Annotated in this window: 14 protein-coding genes; 9 read left to right on the forward strand and 5 right to left on the reverse strand. The window is 59.5% G+C overall.

Annotation, left to right across the window (positions count from 1 at the left end; genetic code table 11):
- Positions 1-4: 4 nt before the first annotated feature.
- From H1B37_RS28600 to H1B37_RS28630, 7 genes are all read left to right on the forward strand, one after another.
- Entirely contained in the window at positions 5-625 is a 621-nt protein-coding gene (locus H1B37_RS28600) for a chemotaxis protein CheW (RefSeq protein WP_182870703.1), read from the forward strand.
- Positions 626-658: 33 nt separating this feature from the next.
- Entirely contained in the window at positions 659-3172 is a 2514-nt protein-coding gene (locus H1B37_RS28605; protein WP_220498417.1) for a methyl-accepting chemotaxis protein, read from the forward strand.
- A gap of 21 nt (positions 3173-3193) precedes the next feature.
- A complete protein-coding gene (locus H1B37_RS28610) occupies positions 3194-6199 on the forward strand; it encodes a hybrid sensor histidine kinase/response regulator (protein ID WP_182870705.1) in 3006 nt (1001 codons plus the stop codon).
- Between the two features lie 13 nt (positions 6200-6212).
- Positions 6213-7265 carry a chemotaxis-specific protein-glutamate methyltransferase CheB gene (gene cheB, locus H1B37_RS28615; protein WP_182870706.1) on the forward strand — a complete coding sequence of 351 codons (1053 nt, stop codon included), beginning with the start codon at positions 6213-6215 and terminating at the stop codon, positions 7263-7265.
- A 186-nt stretch (positions 7266-7451) separates the two neighbouring features.
- Complete coding sequence (locus tag H1B37_RS28620) at positions 7452-10211, forward strand: serine/threonine-protein kinase (protein WP_182870707.1); 2760 nt, start codon at positions 7452-7454, stop codon at positions 10209-10211.
- 124 nt (positions 10212-10335) lie between these two features.
- Positions 10336-10707: a hypothetical protein gene (locus H1B37_RS28625; RefSeq protein WP_182870708.1), complete on the forward strand. Its 372-nt coding sequence runs from the start codon at positions 10336-10338 to the stop codon at positions 10705-10707.
- Positions 10700-11698 carry a glycosyltransferase family protein gene (locus H1B37_RS28630; RefSeq protein ID WP_286178309.1) on the forward strand — a complete coding sequence of 333 codons (999 nt, stop codon included), beginning with the start codon at positions 10700-10702 and terminating at the stop codon, positions 11696-11698. The genes H1B37_RS28625 and H1B37_RS28630 overlap by 8 nt, the downstream gene beginning before the upstream one ends.
- A gap of 15 nt (positions 11699-11713) precedes the next feature.
- Here the strand turns inward: H1B37_RS28630 and H1B37_RS28635 are convergent, their stop codons facing one another.
- Together H1B37_RS28635 and H1B37_RS28640 are read right to left on the reverse strand one after the other, a co-directional pair.
- Positions 11714-12997 carry a sulfotransferase family protein gene (locus tag H1B37_RS28635; RefSeq protein WP_182870710.1) on the reverse strand — a complete coding sequence of 428 codons (1284 nt, stop codon included), beginning with the start codon at positions 12995-12997 and terminating at the stop codon, positions 11714-11716.
- Between the two features lie 19 nt (positions 12998-13016).
- Entirely contained in the window at positions 13017-14249 is a 1233-nt protein-coding gene (locus H1B37_RS28640) for an aminotransferase class V-fold PLP-dependent enzyme (RefSeq protein ID WP_182870711.1), read from the reverse strand.
- Positions 14250-14368: 119 nt separating this feature from the next.
- Here H1B37_RS28640 and H1B37_RS28645 point away from each other — a divergent pair, with 119 nt between their 5' ends.
- Positions 14369-15040 (forward strand): glycosyltransferase family protein, encoded by a 672-nt coding sequence (locus H1B37_RS28645; RefSeq protein WP_182870712.1) that lies wholly within the window; start codon positions 14369-14371, stop codon positions 15038-15040.
- Positions 15041-15374: 334 nt separating this feature from the next.
- Here H1B37_RS28645 and H1B37_RS28650 read toward each other — a convergent pair whose 3' ends face one another.
- Entirely contained in the window at positions 15375-16052 is a 678-nt protein-coding gene (locus tag H1B37_RS28650) for a calcium-binding protein (RefSeq protein WP_182870713.1), read from the reverse strand.
- 158 nt (positions 16053-16210) lie between these two features.
- Here H1B37_RS28650 and H1B37_RS28655 point away from each other — a divergent pair, with 158 nt between their 5' ends.
- Positions 16211-16909: a hypothetical protein gene (locus tag H1B37_RS28655; protein ID WP_182870714.1), complete on the forward strand. Its 699-nt coding sequence runs from the start codon at positions 16211-16213 to the stop codon at positions 16907-16909.
- Between the two features lie 4 nt (positions 16910-16913).
- On the opposite strand, the gene H1B37_RS28660 is transcribed toward H1B37_RS28655, so the two are convergent.
- Complete coding sequence (locus H1B37_RS28660; RefSeq protein ID WP_182870715.1) at positions 16914-18230, reverse strand: O-antigen ligase family protein; 1317 nt, start codon at positions 18228-18230, stop codon at positions 16914-16916.
- Between the two features lie 21 nt (positions 18231-18251).
- Positions 18252-19877 carry a GumC family protein gene (locus H1B37_RS28665; RefSeq protein ID WP_182870716.1) on the reverse strand — a complete coding sequence of 542 codons (1626 nt, stop codon included), beginning with the start codon at positions 19875-19877 and terminating at the stop codon, positions 18252-18254.
- Positions 19878-20178: the final 301 nt, after the last annotated feature.

The following is a 20178-nucleotide window of genomic DNA, read 5'->3' on the forward strand; positions in this document are numbered from 1 at the left end:
ATCCATGATGATGAGCGACGGAACACGCAAGGAAACCTTCGACTGGGCCGGGGTCAAAACGCGTCTGGCCCGCGCCCAGGAATCGCTCCGCAGTGCCGAAAACTTGAATGAAACGCAGATCAAAGCCTTGATGGCGGAGCGGGCTCGGCAGCTGGCACGGATTCCCGATCGGGCGATCGACACGAGCGAGTTGATCGAGGTCGTGCGGTTTCGGCTCGGCAGCGAAGAAGCTGCGATCGAGACGCGGTTCGTGTTGGCGCTGATGCAACCGCAATCGATCACGCCGATCCCCGAGACCGATGACTTTTTCGTGGGTCTGACCAATCTGCGCGGCGAGATCACCGCCATCATCGATCTGGGATGTTTCCTGGGACTGTCGGGCGAAACCCGGCGCGACGCCCAGGTGTTGGTCTTGGGAACCGAAAAACCCGAGTGCGCGATTTTGGTCAACGATCTGCAACACGTGACCACGATCCGCAAGCAAGACATCCGCCAACCCAGTGGCGGGTTGGGCAGCGTCGTCGACCTGCTGGTCGGGTGCACCGCCGACGCGATCATGATCTTCGACGGCGACGCACTGCTGCGCTGCGATCGGATCTATATCGACCAGAACGATCAACCGTGATTGAGCATCCAGTTTCGACCTGAAGGTCACCGCATGAACCTGTCCCAGCGAATCCAATCGATTTCACTGCGGTGGCAATTCACTGCGTTAACGGCCATCGCGATCGTCATCTCGATGGCGGCGATGGGGCGCATCGCGTTCGATCGCAGCCGTGACGTGGTGACCGACATGACGCTGGACAAGATGCAGGCGGAAACCGACGCGGTCGCCAATCAGGTCATGAGTGTCGTCGCCCAAACCCGTGCCGACACGTTAACGATTCCCACGTTCCCGCCGATCCCCGGAATCGTTCGTTGCTGGGACAACGCACTCAATCCGGGCCAAGATCCGGTCCAGCAGGGTTCCACGACGGAGCTTTGGATTGCCCGATTGGGCCAGATCGTGTCGGCGCAAATGCCGTTTTATCCCGAACGGATCGGATGCGCGGTGTATGACGCCGAGGGTGCGGGGGTGATGGCCGTCGAAAAGCAGGGCGCGTCGACGGTGTTGCGGACCGAGAACCTGGACTGGATCGGCAGCGAACCGTACTTTCTTTCGACGGCCGAGTTGACCGACGGGCAAGTCCATATTTCCCCCATGATGCAGGACCGGATGGGCAACGTCGCGGTGTATTTTTGCACGCCGTTTTTTGGTACCGGCACCGGACGCGATTCCCAGACACTCAAGGGCGTGTTTGTGATCGCCGTCGATGGGCGTCAATTGTTTCAGCGTGCCGTGGCGTTCAACCCGTCGATCAGCGATGTCGAACGCCAGAAGGATGATTTGCAGGTGGAGCTTGCCGATGAGTCGATGCAATTGTTGTATCGCAGCGACGTCGACGAACTGCCGTTGTTCAGCCCGAACGTGTTTGCCGACGTGCGTCCCGTCCGTGCGGAGCTTCTTCTACGTCGCGATGCTGCGGGGCGCTATGACCGGCAATTTGACACCTACGCCGAATCGGTCGATGCCGCCGATCGCCCCGACAACCGCGGCATGGTTGCCACGTATCGACGCATGTTCTACAGCGCCCCGGAAGACCCAAACCGGTTTTGGTTTGTTGCCTTGAGCGAGTACAGCGAGACGTCGCTGGCCAGCGTCAATGAGCTGGCGACGACGTACGTAGTGATCGGCTCAGTCGTCTGTGTCATCGCCCTGTTGGTGGTCTTCTTTGTCGCCAGAAAACTGACCTCGTCCCTCTCCACCCTGTTGGATTCTGCGGACAAGATCGCCGAAGGCAACCTGGACACCGAAATTCCGATGTCTTACGGCGTCGGAGAAGCGGGCAAGTTGGAAGCATCGTTTCGCTCGATGACTGAAAAACTGAACACGATGATCCGCGAAGCGTCCGATCAACAGGCGCGAACCAAAGCGCTCTTCAACGCGGCGGCCGATGGTTTGGTGACGATCAACTCCGCAGGCATCGTCACCTCGTTCAATCTGGCCGCCGAAACGTTGTTCGGCTATCGCGCCGACGAAGTGATCGGCAACAACGTCTCGATGTTGACGCCTTCGCCCCACCGTGAACAGCACGACGATTACCTGCGTCGCTACCTGGAGACCGGCGAGGCTCGCATCATCGGCCATGATCGTGAACTCGAGGCGGTTCGCAAAGACGGATCGACGTTTGCCATTTCACTTCGCGTCTCGGAACTGAAACGCAACGGCGAGATCGTCTTCATCGGACTGGTTCAGGACATCACGGCCCGGAAAAGCGCCGAAGTCGAGCGGATGCAGTTGTTCCAAGCCATCCAGGACGCGGTGCATCGGCTGGCCGTGGCGACCCAGCAGATCCTTGCCACGACCAGCCAGCAATCCACCGGCACCCAGGAACAGGCGGCGACGGTGGCCGAGGTGGTCGCGACGGCCGACCAGATCGCACAATCAGCGGCCCAGGCCGCATTGCGTGCCGATGAGGTCGCGAAATCGGCTCGCCACACCGACGAAATCGGAAACGTCGGGCTTCGCGCGATCGAGGATTCGGTCCAGGCGATGGACAAGGTGCAACAGCAGGTCGAATCGATCGCCGACAGCATGTTGTCGTTGGCCGAACGCGCCAACGCGATCGGCGAAATCACGGCAACGGTCAGCGAGATCGCCGAACAAACCAACGTGCTGGCCCTCAACGCCTCCGTCGAAGCGTCTCGAGCCGGTGAACACGGCAAAGGATTTGCCGTCGTCGCCGCCGAGGTCAAGTCGCTGGCCCAGGAATCCAAACGGGCGACCGCCCAGGTGCGCGTGATCCTGAGCGAAATCCAGCAAGCGACCAATGCCGCGGTCATGTCCACCGAACAGGGAACCAGGACCGTCCATGAAGCCAACGACGTCATCGCCCAGGCCGGCGGCACGATCAATTCCCTGGCGACGACGTTGGCCGAGTCCGCGCAAACGGCATCCCAGATCTCCGCCACCGCCAACCAACAGGCCGCCGCGGTGACCCAGTTGAATCACGGCATTCGTAACATCGATACGGTGACCAAACAAAGTGTCGAAGCGATCCGCCACATCGAAGACGCCGCTCAAAACCTGGCCGGATTGAGCAACGAACTGGCATCGTTAACCGACCGCTAACCCCAACGTGAACTTGGTTCGATGAATCGCGAGCAACTCGCTGAGCAGCTGATGGCGACCTTTCTGGATGAGCTGCATGTGCACGTCAACACGCTCGGCCGCGATCTGTTGGCGCTCGAAAACAAGCTCTCCGACCATGAGCGGGCCGAGGCATGGACGTCGATCTTTCGCGCCGCCCACAGTCTCAAGGGCGCTTCGGCCGTCGTGCACATCAACCCGATCCACGTCGCCTGCCACCGTTTGGAAGACATCTTCGAACACTATCGCGATTCCGATCAATCGCTGTGCCCGGAAATGACATCGGTGTTGCTGAAAGCCGTCGACGCGATCGAAGAAATCGGCATGCGGATTCGAGCCGAACAAAAACTCGACGACGCGCCGTTGACCCAGATGTTGCCGCAATTGGAACGATTGGCCGAACAAATCGTCGCCGGCGACCCGCCGGCCTTTTCGCCCGGCCAACCGGGTGACGCCGAAAACGCCAGTGCCGATGGACAGGACGATGAAGACGACTTTGAGTTCGACGAAAATCCCGCCGTCGCCGACACCGACACCGTCGCCGACGCCGACGCCGACGCCGACACCGCGGCAGCGCAGCCGGCCGCCAATGCGACGCCCAAGATGCCGCCGATCAACGAGGCGCTGCTTCCCGTCTTTCTGGAGGAGTTGGAAGACCGTTGCGCGAGTCTGACCAAGGACGCGATCGCGATGGAAAACGTCACCGACGACCAGCAGCGCGAAACGTTGCTCGGCAATCTGTTTCGTTCGGCGCACAGTCTCAAGGGCGCCGCCGGAGTCGTCAAACTCGGTCCGGTCCAGGCCCTGTGTCATCGGCTGGAAGACGAATTGGAATCGATCCGCTCGGGAGCGTGCTGCTTCACGACGCAGACGGCCACCGCCATGCTGGAAGCCGTCGACGTGATCCGCGAGACCGGAAATCAGCTCCGCGATGGCGGCGAATTGGATCTGGAACAATTGGAATCCCAGACGTCACGGATCGACGCGTTCCTGTCCAAGGCCCGGTCCGCCGCGGCGACTCCCTCCCAAGCCGACGCGGACGTCTTCGCGACACGTCCAGTTGCGACGCCAACCGAAGCTCCGGCAACGGTCGCGATGGACAATAACGAGGGAGAGTCGCCGAGTGAGTCGACATCGAAGGAACCCGGAGCGACCGCGTCAGAGCACTCCGGCAGGCATCAACCGGCACCGAAACGTGTGGCGGAAAGTCCGGCCGCGAAACGAGTGAAAACCGATCCGGGGGCTTCGATTCGCGTTCCGGCACAGAAGCTGGACGCGTTGCTTTCGCACAGCGGCGAATTGCTGGTCGCCCGCGGCCGATTGGCGTTTCGCGCCAAGGACGCCGCGGCGGTACGCGATCTGGCGGCGGAACTGCGAGGAACATGGCGCGAGAACGAACAGGCGATGCGAGATTTGGGCCAGCGTGCCTCGGACGAGCGCGACGCCGCCAACCCGCGTCGGATCGCGGCGGTGATCGAGCAAACCGCCAGCCGCTTGACCGCTCTGTCGTCACGACTCGATGCGCTGGCCAGCGCCATGGATTCCGACAACCGGATGCTCCAGCAAACCTGTGGGTTGCTGGATGATGAAGTCTACAACGTGCGGATGTTGCCGTTTTCGGATGCCTGCGGCGGACTGCAACGCGCGGTGCGTGACATCGCGACCGGTGGCAACAAGAAGATCGAATTGAAGATCGTCGGCGCGGACGTCGAAGTCGACCGTTCGGTATTGGAGGGCTTGAAGGACCCGTTGCTGCATCTGGTGCGAAACTCTGCCGATCACGGCGTCGAAGTTCCCGGCCGCCGCAAGGAGTTGGGAAAACCGGAGCGGGCGACGGTTACGGTTTCGGCGGAGTTGCGGGGCGGGCTGGTCCAAGTGCGGGTGGAAGATGATGGCGGCGGATTGGACTTGCGCCGCATCTGTGATATCGCGCGAAAGCGAGACATCGAGATCCCCGACGATCCCCGCGAACAGGCGCGATTGATCTTTGCCCCCGGATTCTCCACCGCCAAACTGATCACCGACATCTCCGGCCGCGGCGTCGGGCTGGACGTGGTTCAAAGCCAGGTCGAATCGTTGCACGGTTCGGTCGACGTGACCTTCACGCCGGGGCGGGGAACCCGATTCACGCTAAACGTGCCGCTGACCCTGACGACGATCCGATCGATGATGGTCGTGGTCGCCGACCAGACGTATGCGATTCCCACCTCCGCGATTCAGCGTCTGGTTCGATTCGGCCGCGACGACCTGAAATCCTCTGCGGGCCGAGATTCGTTGCTGTTGGGCGAGGCACCGATGGTGGTCGCGTCCTTGGCCCAGACGTTGCGATTGCCATCGAAGGGATTGTTGGCGGGCAAATCGGCCAAGGGGCTGGCGATCGTGTTGAACGTGGGAGACCAATCGGTGGCCGTCGTCGTCGACGAAGTGTTGGCCGAGCAGGAGGTGTTGGTCAAAAACCTCGGCTCTCGCGTCCGGCGCCTGCGACATTTCTCCGGTTGTACGTTGCTGCCGACGGGCAAGATCGCGTTGGTCATCAATGCGGCCGGCGTGGTCCGGACGGCGTTGGGAATGAAGGTCGACAAGGAGCCGACATCTCGCACACCCGCCAAGTCAACCGGCCGCGCGACGGCCGGTCCCGACACGGCCGGCCGCACGTTGTTGCTGGCCGAAGATTCGGTGACCACGCGGGTGTTGTTGCGCAATATCCTGGAATCGGCCGGTTATGAAGTCACAACGGCCGCCGATGGCCAGCAGGCGTGGGAGTTGATCCAGGAACGCGCGTTCGACATTCTTGTCACCGACATCGACATGCCGCGGATGAACGGATTCGACTTGACCGCCGCACTGCGTGGCCACGAGGCATCAGCGGATTTGCCCGTCGTGTTGGTCACCGCCCGCGGATCCGATGCCGACAAACAGCGGGGCGTTCAAGTGGGCGCCAACGCGTACATCGAAAAAGGTAATTTCGAGCAGCGAAACCTGCTGGAAACCGTCGCCCAACTCATTTAGGAAACCGCACAGCATGCCGAGGGTCTTAATCGTCGACGACTCGCCGACGGCGCGTGATGTTCTGGCGAACATCCTGGGAGCCGACCCGGACCTGGAGGTCGTCGGATTTGCCCGCAATGGACTGGAAGCTGTCGCGCAGGTCAAAAAACTGAACCCCGATGTTGTCACCATGGATTTGGACATGCCGGTGATGGACGGGTTTGCCGCGACGCGGGAAATCATGATCGAACATCCCACGCCGATCGTGATTGTGTCCGCAGCCAGCCGGGCCGGCGAAGTAGAAACGGCGATGGAAACGTTGCGTTTGGGGGCGGTGAATTTGTTGCTCAAGCCGGTCGGGCCATCGTCACCGGAATATGAAGCCCGCGCGAAGGAGGTCGTCCGAGCGGTCAAGGCGATGGCGGGTGTGTTTGTCATCCGCCGCCGGCGGCATTTGATGTCGCATCAGAGCGACCAAGTCAATGCGGTTTCGCCCCCGGATTGCCTGAGCCAACCGCATCAGATCCGCGTGATTGCGATCGCCGCATCGACCGGTGGACCGCCGGCGTTGGTCAAGGTTCTCGGCGCCCTGCCGACCGACATCGCCGTCCCGATCCTGGTCGTCCAACACATCGCCGCCGGGTTCATGAACGGTTTCGCAAGCTGGCTGGATGAAGTGATCGCGCTGAAGGTCAAGATCGCAACCGACAACGAGACGCTGCGGGCGGCGACGGTCTATTTCGCCCCCCAAGACCTGCACCTGGGCGTCACCCGGACGCGAATTCGACTCTCCGATGCGCCGCCGATTGCGGGATTTCGCCCCGCCGGCACGCACCTATTTGAAACGGTCGCCGATGCGTTCGGCGGTGACGCTGCAGGCGTGATTCTGACCGGGATGGGCGACGACGGGGTCCGGGGATTGAAAAAGGTGCACGAGGCCGGGGGGGTGACCATCGCCCAAGATGAAGCCTCGTGTGTCGTGTTCGGAATGCCGCGCGCGGCCGTCGATGCCGGAGCCGTCGACACCGTGTTGCCCCTCGACGCGATCGGCCCACGGCTGGACCAACTGGTCGCCAACCGAAAGTAGTGGACGTCGCCACAATCGCATGGCGATGGGCCGGACGTGGCGATGGGCCGGACGTTCGCGGATTCGGCAACGCGCCATGCGTCATCCAATTGGATACAATGGGCCAAAAGAGGATTTGTAGCGAACGCGTGATTTGCCGGCGACTGTCACCTGCTGATTTGCAACGTCGACCTTGGATGGAAAACGATGACGCCAGAGCAACGCAACGAGACGATTGCTGAACTGTTCAACGAGGCGATCCGGCTGGACCGCAAAGGCCAGGAGGACTTGTTGGAATCGTCCAATGTTCCCGACGACGTCCGCCGCGAGATCGAAATGTTGTTGCAGGCGGAGCGACAGATGGAATCGGAGCGGCGGAGGGATCCGGACCAGACCCAAGCAATCGCCGGCGCCGAGGCGGATGGCCCTGAAACAGATGAGTTTTCGATTTCGAGCCAGAACCCGGCCGGCGCCACCCTGACGGACAATCTGGAGACGCCATCGGCCGGCACGCCGGATTCGATGGAGTCGGCCGGCCGGCCCAGTTCGATCGGAAAATTCCGCCTGCTGCAATTGCTCGGTGTCGGCGGTTACGGCCAGGTTTGGAAGGCCTATGACACCGTCTTGGATCGGTTCGTCGCGCTCAAGATCCCTCGCGATGACGTCAGTTATCGATTCAATCGCAAGATGGTCGAACGGGAGGCGCGTGCAGCGGCTCAGTTTCAGCACCCGAACATCGTCACCATTCACGAGGTCATTTTTTATGGAGATCGCGCGCTGATTGCCAGCGAGTTGATCGAGGGCGTGACGCTATCCAAATCGATCGCCGCGTCATCGCTTGCGATCAAACAAACGGCGGAAATCTGTGCCAAGCTGGCCGATGCGATCCACTACGCTCATTGTCGCGGCGTCATACACCGCGACCTGAAACCGTCCAATATTTTGGTCGACCACGCGGGGGAGCCCCACGTGACCGATTTCGGCTTGGCCAAGCGGGAACTGGCGCACACGACGCTTTCGGCCGAGGGCAGTGTTTTGGGCACCCCCACGTACATGCCGCCCGAGCAGGCCCGCGGCGATTCGCACTCCGCCGATTCCCGCAGCGATATTTATTCCCTGGGTGTGATTCTGTTCCAAATGTTGACCTCCGAGTTGCCGTTTCGTGGTGACCGCCAGGCGGTGATTCAAAAGGTCATTTATGTCGATCCGCCGAGCCCCCGATCGTTAAAGCCGGATATCCCGCGCGACTTGGAAACGATCTGTCTGAAGTGTCTTCAGAAATCGCCCGCGCGGCGCTACCAGAGTGCCAAAGAGTTGGCAACCGATCTGGAGCTTTGGCTCGACAGGAAACCGATCCACGCGCGTCCGGTCACGCGGTTGGAGCGGGGCCTGCGTTTGTGTGCCCGCTATCCGCTCGTTTCCTCGTTGGCAATGGCAATCGTCTTGCTGGTCTCGGTCAGTCTGGTCGTGATCACGAGCTTGTACTTCCATGCCGATCGAAACGAAAAGGCGGCGCTCAGGCACCTGAAACGTCGCACCGCAAACTTTGAAAAGACGATCCAGGCGGTCGAGGTCATGCTCAGTCGTGTGATCGAACGCGAGGAGCCCGAGTTTGTCGGCATCCAACGCGAATTGTTGAACGAAGCGTTGAACCTGTACGAACAACTGGTCGACACCAACGGCGACGACGCGGACAGTCTGATCGAAAACGCCCGCATTAAGACGCGGATGGGATACCTGTACGACGCGCTGGAGCAACCGGCCGACGCACTGCACGCGTTTCGCTCGTCGGCCGATCAGTTTGAAACCGCGCTGGCCGGGACAAAACAGGCCGACACGAGCGAAGAGCTTGCCGAATGCTTTCGCAGTGAGGCACGGATGCTGCTGGAAATGTCGACCCAGGGGCAGTCCGACTGGGACGCGTTTGAAACTGCGATCCGGCGTGCCATCGAAATCGACGCGGCGGCGGCCCCTATCGAACCCGAGCGCCGTTTTTCGCTGGTGAAATCACACAATCTTTGTGCGCGGATGTGCGTGTCCCGCGGCGATTATGAGCGTGCCGAACAAGAGTATTTTCGGACGATCAAGCTGTTGGAGGACTTAAAGGCAGACACTTCCGCATCCGGCGTGGTCAAGTTGTCGTTGATTTGGAATCGTCATCAGTTGGCCGACATGTATGTACGGCAAGACAAACTGGAGCAAGCCAGACAAATTCATGAGGATCTATTGCAACAGCGGCTTCAATTACAACAAGTGCGTCCCGACGGTTATCGGTTTCACCCTTCGACGGTGGTCAATTATCCGTCGCCCAAACAGACGTTTTCGATCCGACGCGACTTGGCGGCGACCCACCGAACGCTGGGGCAGATATGCGAGGCGGAGAACGACGACGAGGCGGCCGCGGTTCATTTTCGCGCCGCGACGAAACTGATGGATGACGTCGTCCGCGATTACCCCCATCGTCAGAGCCATTGGAACGCGCGGGGCGGATTGCACACCCGCTACTCGCAAATCCTGATGCGGTTGGGAAAACGCGAGGAGGCGCTCTATCACTGTGAAATCGGTTTGCAAAGTTGGTCCCAGGCCGCCGCGGATCCGCCCAGTGATGGCCGGCTAAAAGTGTTTGCGTCTCATCACGAGACGGCCGGATCGTTGGCCCAGCAGATCAAGAATCATGAAGCGGCGATCCTACACTTCGTGGCCGCCCTGCAGTTCTACAATCAACTGGGCGAGCTGGCCCCCGAGGATCCTACGGTGGACTTGGCTTCGATTCGGATCTCGCTGGAACTGGCAGCGTTGCGACGCCAAAGTGGAGACGAAGGTGCGGCGTCCGAATTGGTCCGGCACGCGGTCGAGTTAACCGAATCGCTGAAGCAAATCGATCAGCCAAATAAGGCACAGCTCCGCGCAATCCGAACCGCCGAGCGGCTGCTCCAAAAACACGCCCCCGATCAGATCGCCCCGTAGCGGACGCCGCCAAGGCAATTCGACAATGCCGCGATCGATTTTTGACGCCCCCAATACCAACCGACAAGCGACTTTGATGTAAGATATCCACGTCGGTCGAATCATCCCTCCACGAGCGTGCACCATGAGTAAGAAAAAGCGACGACGGGCGCTGCGACGCGAGATCCAACCCCTGGTGGAATTGTCGGACCGATTGGGGACGACCCGATTGCACTCCGCCCGGATCCGTGTTCGTCGATCCGAACTGCAGCACAAACGCGAACGGGTGCGGACCATTCCGGGCGAACGTTCGGCGCTCAGCACGACCGAGTTCACCGCGCGGATCAATCGCTTGGCCGATCGATTGCGCGAGAACCGGCGTCGGATCGGTCGAATCCGCCGCGCCAGGCAGCGCGAGGTGCAGAGTTTGCTGGGCGCCGAGTTCACGTATCTGGAGATCGCCCGTTCCAACGAAGAGTTTTCACTTTACGCAGGATACTTTGGTGGCAATGACTGACGGCGACAAGATCAATTTCCAGGACGGAACGATCATGCTGGTCGCCGATGCGGCGCCGTTTTCGACCCGCGACGTGTGGGAAGGTTATCTGGAAGGATTGACCGAGATCGGTGCGAACGTCTTGCCCTATCCGACCTTTTCGATTCTGGAACTGCTGAGCCCGAATCTGTTGGGCAGTGATCTGATCGGCAAAGCGATGGACATTCGCAACGGCGTCCAGGCGATCGTGTTTATCAGCGGGATGTATTTTCGCGATTCACGCAGCTGGGTCGTCGAATCATTGACACACCACGGAATGCCGACCGTCCTGATCGCGACCGACGATCCGTACGAGCCGATCGGTATGCACGATGGCTACAACATGCGGTTTTCAAATGAGTTGTCCTGCGTCAACGGCCAGGCAAAGTATCTGCCGACGGCAACCGTGCTGCCACCGCCGCTGGACGATGATCCGTGGGTGCGAGACTTGGTCTTCGTCGGCACCGTTTTCGAAGACCGCTGGGAAATGCTCCGCCAGATCGCCATGTATTGCGAGATCAATGAGCATCGCTTCGACATCTTCGGTCATTTTCCCTCCAGGTGCGACGGGTTACAGGATTTGGAGTTCGTGCGATTGATCCCCGGGACGGTTTCCGCCGAACAAAAGTGGAGTCTTTATAACCAAAGCAAGTTGGTCCTGAATCTGTTTCGAGACGCCGGCGATCAACCGGCTCGTTCGGCCAGTCCACGGGTCTATGAAGTCGCCTCGCTCGGGCGGCCGGCATTGATCAGCAACCGCCGCGAGGAGGTCGAGCAGATCTTCGGCGATTCGATCTATCTGTTTGACGACATCGACGGCTTCGGCGAACAGTTTGAAGAAGCGATCGATTCAGCGGCCGACAGACAACCAAAAGTCGATCGGGCCCAACAGATCGTTTACCAGGGGCACCTTTACCAACACCGCGCGTCACACTTGATCGGCGCCATTGAAGATCATTTGGCCCAGTCATGATTCCGGCGATCGGATTCAGACGTCGTATCCGGCTTCGGTCAATAATTCGCCAAACACTTCATTACACAGCACCCGCAATTTCGGCGGAAGATCGGTTTGCCATCGGCCTACCGAGGCGCCTTCGTCGGCGGTCGTGCGATGAAAGTCCAGGTCACCGGACTCGCGGCGGTGTTGATCGATGATGTCCGCCACCAACGTCGGAGCGTCATCGATCTGTAAGTATTGAAAGATTCGCGTCAACGTGGTCTCGGTGTCCAGCACCAGATCTTCGTACCGCACCAACAAGCTTTGCGGGTGTCGCGCCCGTGCGACCGCCATCAAACGCTGGGCATCGTGCCGCTTCATCCGGATGAAATCCGCGTCGCTTTCGACGTTCTCGCGACCGAACGTCGCGAAGCCGCGCTTGTGATTGAATGAAATCATCGAGCAAACCATGTCGCGAAAATCGCGGACCAAGATGATCTCTCGGGCGTCCCGGTACAGCTCGCGGGCGATCCATTGCAGGTGGCAGGGGAGTGATTTTTCCGCAAAGTACCGGACGTCGGCTTTCCCCTGGGTCAACGCGATCTGCTGGTATAGCTGGTCGATATTTTGTTGGGCAAACTCCGCGGTGCGATGGACATAGGTCGTTTCAAACCAGTTTCGAAGCGGCGGCCGATTCGCGGTGACTTCGCTGTGAAAGGGGCACGGTGGTAACGTCGTCAGGTCCGCTTCGAAGGTGTTCTTTCCCGAGGAGGGCTCGGCGAGAACCTTCAGCATGTGAAACCAATACCCGGCCGGGCGGGCTTCGAAGGGATATTGGTTGTCCAGCACGATCGACGGATGCTGGTGCAGGGTCTGCATCATCCGCGTCGTCCCCGTTCTGGCCAACGACGTGATTGTCAGCGGACACAGTCGCGGGCTGTAATTGGTCGGCACGCGGTGACGCGTCCCCGTGATGACGGCACAGTGCAGACGATTGCCGTTTTGCAACACCGCAAACACGTCGATGCGAAATTGCGGCGGCAGGCCCAGGGTGCCGAAACTGCCGCGAAATCCGCACGTCGAACTGCCCCGAACGTCCGCGTGTCGTTTCGCCGCGACACTGCTGTGTAGCGTCACCGGAATCGATTTCCACGGCACACCGCCATGCATCAATTGCAATCGGCGAACCTTGCCCCGGCGAGCCAACGCCCATCCGTCGAGTCGAATGCTGTTGGAATCCGATCCGCCGCCTGACGGGGGTTCATGGATTTCGAACCCATGCAGGATCTCGTCCAGATTCGGCCGGTAAGTGACGTCGATGTCTTGAATCGTCAACGCAGTCTCTCCGCCCTAATCATTGACAGCACGCTGCGATGACGGACAGTCCCTTTCGGATGTCGCGGCGGCTGGTGTACAGGCCGAAGGAAAATCGCATGCAAGGAATTTTGTACGGGTTCGCACTGGCGATCACGCCGTTGCGTGCCAATTCTGTTTCTAGGTCGTCGGGATCCCAACCATCGACATTGAAACAGACAATCCCTGAGGAAAGGTCCTGTGACATCGGGGTCAACAAACGCACGTGTGGCATGGCGGCCAAACGCTTTTTGCAATACCGTGCCAGGCGATGGATTCGGCGGCGGATCCGTTGTTTCCCGATTTCCAGCTGAAAGTGAAACGCATCGGCGAGCGCCCAGCGGTGTTCATAGCTGTGGTAACCGCCCGGCGTCATCCGTCGACCGATCGCCCCGATGTCCGCTTTGCCTTGACGCCAGCACTCGATGCGATCACGACCGAAGGGCGGAATCGTGGGCCGCATTTGTTTCCAACCCGCGGCACTTCCCCAGATGATGCCCGTCCCCCGTGGCCCGCACAGCGTTTTGTGGCATCCGGCGATGAAAAAGTCACAACACCCCTCCTGCAATTCAAACTCTTCCACCCCCAATGCGTGGACTCCATCGACGACCAGCAAAATCTTTCGCTCGGCGGGACGTTTCTCATTGAGTTGCCGAATATTCTCGGCGATCCGCTGCAACGGCAGTTTGACGCCGGATGACGAGTGCACCCAGGTGACCACCACGACTCGCGTTGCATCGGTGATTCCGGACATCAATTGATGGACCATTTCATCTTGGCGTGCTTCGGCCGGATTGTCGGGGTCATAAAGCGTCTTCTTGACGCGGACGGCATCGTACCGATCAACCGCGTACCCGATCGCCGCGTCGGAAGAGTAATGACCGTGTTCGCTTTGCAAAATCTGATCGCCGGCACTGATATTCAATGACGTCAGGACCAATCCCAGGCCCATCGTCGTGCTGTCGGTCAATGCGATTTGATTCGGCGAGCAACCAAAATACGATGCGGCGGAACAGAGGACGCGAACCTCGTTGATTTCCAAATCGTCGTGAGCGCGTTTGGGATTGCGATCCAGAATTCGACGATGCCCCGCGATCGCGCGGCGCACGCAACGCGGATGCGACGCGAACAGCATCGGCGCCAGGTGCGCGACGTTGGGAGCGAGCCGAAATTGTCGACGCACTTCACGCCACGAGTATTGTCGTTTGGGATTCAGGTTCGTCTGCTTGGCCACCTGCAACTCCACGTCAAACGTCTTGAGATGAAAACATCGATCCGAGAATATACTCTAAATTGAAGGTGAGAACGGTTTCGTGATCGTTCCATGTTGTGCTCTCATTGGTCTGGAATCCCGTGTCCCGCGATCTACTGTTGACCGTCAGCATCGGCGAGGATGAAGCCGCAACGCACACGATTGAGCGAATGCGCCGCTACGCAGACGCTCATGGGGCGGACTTTCGTGTCATGGACCAGTGCAACACATACCGTCGACCGGTGTTCGCCTACTGGGAAGCGATCCTCGAGCTGTGCGATTCGGACTATGATCGGATCGCGATCCTAGACAGCGACATCCTGGTCCGACGCGGGGCTCCCAGTCTGTTCGAGGTCCCGTTTGCGGACATCGCGATGAAGCCGTCCGGTTGGGTTTCACCACGATTCCTGCGCCGCATTCACGAGAAGATCGCGGACGATTTTGTCGTCGCCGACATGTACAACAGCGGCGTGATCCTGGCTTCGAGAGACTACCTGCGGAGGATCGCCGACTCGATCCGATCGCTCGGCCGCGATGTCGAACAGACGCGATTCGCCGACCAGGTCTACTTTTGTGTGATGGTCAAGCGAACCGGCGTCACGCCGACCCCGTTATCCTGGCGTTGGAACCAGCATGACCAGGTGCCAAACTTCCGAGCCGAACTGGCACATTTCCTGCACTTTCGCGGTCCCGAAAAACTGCCCCGTGTCGAGCGGTTCTTGCAAAGGAATCAAAACGGCCAGTGGGGAATCGATCCTGTCGGGGCGGGCTAGGCTTTGTCCCTAAACCCGGCAGGGGTGTATGTGGTAGCGGAATTCGCCAAGAATTTCGGCGTTTCCCGTGTGAACCGCTGCGAGACGAAAGCCTTGGCGGCTTCCGCTACGGGTTTAGGGACAAAGCCTAGTATTCCGCCGCAGCTCCGTTTTCGATTTGGCTGGGCAGTCGCCGTCCTCTCCGAGGTCGGCGCGGAGCAGAGCTCCGCTTTTTCGTACGTGCCGAGTTCGGAGAACACGGCGACTCTCCGAACGCATCGGCTACCCGAAGATCAAGCTGTGGTGAAATCCGAGTGCTCTGCAAGCATCAAGTTCGCGGGTAGCGGCCTCCAGGTCACTGCCACTGGAAGTCGTAGCTGTCGCCTTCGTAGGATTCGTAATCCATGAACCGGTTTCCGCTGATCAGGGTGTAGCGGCGTGATCCGTTCCAGCTGTAAACGATTCGGCCGAAGTAGTCGGCGCCGGAGCCGCCGTACATGTGATCCTGGATGCCGTCGCCGTAGTCTCGCATGTCGTCATTTCCGTCGCCTCCCATCAAGATGTCAAAGTCATCGCCGCCGGCAAGATCGTCGTCGCCGCCGCCGCCGATCAAGACGTCTTCACCGTCACCGCCGCGTGCGGTGCTGTCGATGTCCGTCTGGTTGTCGAAATCGTCGTGGTGATTGCCGCCGTCAAAGTAGATGTAGAAGAACTCGGGGAAATCGAGTGCGGCGTCTTTTGCGACCAGCGTGTCGCTACCGTTCCAGCCGCGAAACAGGACGAACAGTTGGGTGTGCTGCCCGGCGACCGCTTCGAATTCGTACTCTTGACCGTTCAATTCGACTTCGACCTGGCCAGCTTCAATGGCATCGTCGTGCTCATCGTCGGTGAATTTGATTTCACACACATCGTTGGCCGACGTGCCGTCGATGATGACAAGTCGGACGGGGCCGTCGTCGAACGCCGTGACACCGGCGTTTGCGATACTGGACAGACAAGCCAAAGCGAGGCAAAACGCGAATTTTCGTAACATCGATCCGAATCCCGTGATTGAAATGGTGCGGTGAATTGTTTGCTAACACCCTTTCAAGCGGAGCTGATCGAGATTTGTTTCAAAGAATTGCCCGAAAGTTGAGATGACGATAGATTGGTCTCCAGGGCTCCCGTGAACTCGCTTTCGTTGACCAGGTCATGTCTGACAAACCGGTTTTGAAGACACCTTCACTCAGTTATGTGAAGGCCGAAAATCGCCGCGACGCAGTCCGACGGATGATTCTTCCCGATCCGCTCTTGGCCGCGCTCTACGCCGAGGGCGAGTCGAAAGACGGGAAACAAGGCTGGGTCAACGCGATCCGAGATCAATCCGGGGCGGTCTATCGACTGCTGTTCTACATCGACAAGTTGCAAGTGGCGCCAGAGTTTCGCGATCTGGAGATGTACGAATTGCTGTACGGAGCCGTCACCGATCACCAGGAACTCAACTATCCACGAGCCCTCTTCACGACGACCGGCGCGATCAACCTGATGCGGGACGGCATCCCCAGCCAGCGGTTCGTCGATGCGGTCCAACGTGGAATCCTGCAAATCGTCCCCTACACGCTGGGCCGAGATATCAAGACGGCGCACCTCCGCGAAAACGGATACGCCTACCTTTGCATCTACGATCGTGATGGACAAGGCATTCGCGTGCTGAATCTTTTGGACTATTTGATGGTGTATGACCACCGCGCCGCCGAAGAGATTCAAGTCCACCAGGAGGAAGAATTGGTGATCGGAGACACGCGATTCGTCCGCCCGTTTCTTCTGAAGTATGCCCAGGGCGATAAGGCTGCGTCGCAGGACACCGCCAGCGTCGCGGAGCAAATGTTACGGTCGAAGGGGGCATTCTAGTTCCTCATCGCGTTCCGCCGACACCGCCGACCGCTACCGGACGATGTCGTGACAGACCGCCCTTTAACGTCCCCAATCCGATCCCGATCAAAGCGAAAAACAGGACCGATTCGGATCGCACGGGGCCCATGAACGACGTGCACAACAACGACCAGCCGAGGTACCAGAGGGCGAATACCGCGAGTGAGGCGGCGAAGGCTTTCTGGTGTGGGCCGCCACGCGTCAATCGAACGAGATGGAAGAACAGATTTGCAATCGCGGCGCTAAATAGCGCCATGCCGATCACGCCCGTTGAGACCAGAATCTGAAGTTGGATGTTGTGAGCCGGATGGTTGGTCTTCATTGACCAGACTTCCAGTTCGCCGGTTTCGCTGGTGATGAAGTATCCGTGTCCGATCCATTTGGATTTGGTGAATTCTTTCCACACCTTGGTCCACATCTCTTCGCGGCCGGAGACTTGGCTGATTTGGCGGGCGGACTGGCCGCGGGTCAGGTATTGGACCGTCGAGCTTCTGGGATCCAGGACGGATGCGAACGACGGGTCGATCAGCACGAGGGTGATCAGCGCCAGCGAGAATACGCTGATCGCCGCGGCGCGGACCACGTTTCCGGCGTACACGAACAACACCAACCCGACCGTCACGGCGGCCATCAACAACGCCATTCGGCTGTTGGCGAAGTACAACACCGCACCATGAATCAAACCGCCCAGGATGGCCGCCCGCAGCGACCACGTGTACTTGCCGACAAACAGGCACAGGACACAGGCGAGCAATCCCAGGGACGCGTTGGCGCCTGCCGCCGTGGGGTGAACGACGCCCGTATTGCCGCCCATCATCAGACGACGGTTCAAACCGGACAGGTCTGGAAAAGCCAAATGCACCAACAGCACAAACACGCTGCACGCAAACAACATCCGCACCAGCAACCGCATCATCGATTCGATCCGATCCCGGTCGCGGGTCAGCAATGCAACCAGCGAGGCGAGCACCAGCAAGCTTGCCAATCCGCCCGCCTGGCCGATCGAGATGCCCGGTCGCGGCGTCCACAGCAGGCTGAAAATCGTCCAGGCAAAAAATACGTAGAACGGGACCAGGGGACGCAGGACCGCGCGGGAGTCGCGGTCCCCGATCCGGGCCAGGATCACCGCCGTGCCGCCGAAGAAGACGACCAGCAAGATCACCAGTTTGACCAACGCCAGTGGATCAAGCGATGCGATCGTGACCGCTTCCCAGCGCGATGGAAGGGTGAACGTCAGAATCGGTAACGCACAGATCCCGAAGGTCGTCAGGCGTCGCAAAGTGGCGTCAGAGCGAAACATGAGAATCCGAAAGAGACGGGATCAGCGTGGACGCGTCGCCGCGGAAGATTCAGGTTGGGCTTCATGTGAGACGACGGCCTTGTCGATCCGAATCGGGACCGATGTTCGGACGCGATCCGGCTCCTCGGCAGTTTCAGGCGATGATTCGTCCCATGATTCATCCGCCGAATCGACGTCGACCGATCGGGAAGAATCATCGGTCGGCAAGTAAGAACGGACATCCAGCAGGACCGGAACGCCCATCGCCAAAGCGAATGCGGCGACTAGCCCGGCCAACGCACAAAGCGGCTTGTTCGGCGAAACCGGTCGCTCCTCCAACGTCGCCGGTTGGGAAACGTTGATGCTGGTGATCCGGTTGGCTTCCAATTCCTCGTTCAGCCTGGCCTGTTCCAACATCACCGAATGCACCTTGTATCGCTCTTCCAGCACCAGTGCGTTGCGTTGCAGTCTGGAAAGCTGTTGCTCGTGTTCGTTGATCGAGTTGATTTCACCGATCAAGTAACGTTGCTGCTCGCGGAGTTTCTTTTGCCGCTCGCGGAGCGATTTCTCGGTGGCGAGGTCGACGACCTGGTTGGCGAACAATTGTTGGTGGGTCGGATTGATCAATTCGCGCGATTCGGTGCGATCGGACTCCTGGGCTTCGACAATCTTCCGCGCCTGTTCCAACTGTTCACGAATGGACGTCAGCTTAGGGTGCCCGGGTTTGTATTTGGCCGCGTACTCGTTTTCGAGCACCTCCAATTGGAACAACGTGCTCCGCATTTCATCGTGTGAACTGCGTTCGATCCCCGTGGTTTCCTCCTTGACGGTGGGTTGGACGGTGGTGGTCAACAGATCGGCGTAGGCTTCGGCGCGCATCGACGATTCGACCAAGTCCGCTTCGACCTTGAACAGTTCGCCGGAGACCTTTTCCAATTGCGATTCCAGCAGTTTCTGGTGACCGTCCAGGGTGGCGAACCCGGCGGCGTTCTTTGCGTCACGGATCTTGCCGTGGACCTCGTCGAGCTGCTTTTTCAGCTCCGCATCCTGCGCCACGAAGAACGCATACGTGCCGCGCGTGCGATTGACCTGCGCGTGGTGGTCCAGGTAGGCGTCCACCCATGCCGAGACGATCGTCTGGGCGACCTGGGGATTCTTGGATTTGAACTGCACCGTCACCAGACTGGATCGTTCTGATGCGGAAATGTCGATGGATTGCTCCAGTTCCCGGATGGCCCGCTCCCGGTCTCCGATCGGGTCGATGTTGCTGGCCCAGGTTTTCAGTGCCCCGATCCACGCCGCCACCGGGCTCTGGGAGTCCTCGGGGGCATTTCCTGATGGGGGAACGTGTTCTTCGAGAATCAGATCCGTCCCCAGCCGCTGGACGACGTCGTTCATGATCGTGCGGCTGTGCATCACATCCAGTGCCGTTTCGATCTCGTCCTGACGCGTATTCAGGGGCGCATTGGGGTCACCGACGACCTTCATGGTCGGGTCCAGCGATCCGCTTTCGTATCCGACGCGCAGCAACAGCTTGGAAACCGACCGGTATTGCCGCGGTGCGTACAGGATCACCGCCGCCGCGATCGCGATGACGGCGGCAAACGCAAATGAAGCGGCAAACCAGTGACGTCGAAGCGAAGCCCGCCACAAAATGAGGGAGTTCATGGAATTCGTGCAAAGAGCTTGAACGGACAGAATAAGCAACCTGGATGCTAATTTCGCCTCTCCATGGCGACCCCGAGCCGATCGCGCTTGCCGAAAGAATCACGCTGGAGACGTTCGATTTTGCGATTCGAATCGATTATTCCGGCTCATCATCACCAGACCAGCATCGCTGCCGACAGGATAATGCCCTTCCGAACCGGCGCCAGCGGCCCCATACTTGCCTGATGAAAATAACTTCGCTGCTGAACGTAGGCGCCCCGTATTGGACCAGCAGTTTCACAGGGCAAAAATGATTCGGGCT

Source organism: Stieleria mannarensis, from assembly GCF_014154935.1.
Taxonomy (GTDB): Bacteria; Planctomycetota; Planctomycetia; order Pirellulales; family Pirellulaceae; genus Stieleria; species Stieleria mannarensis.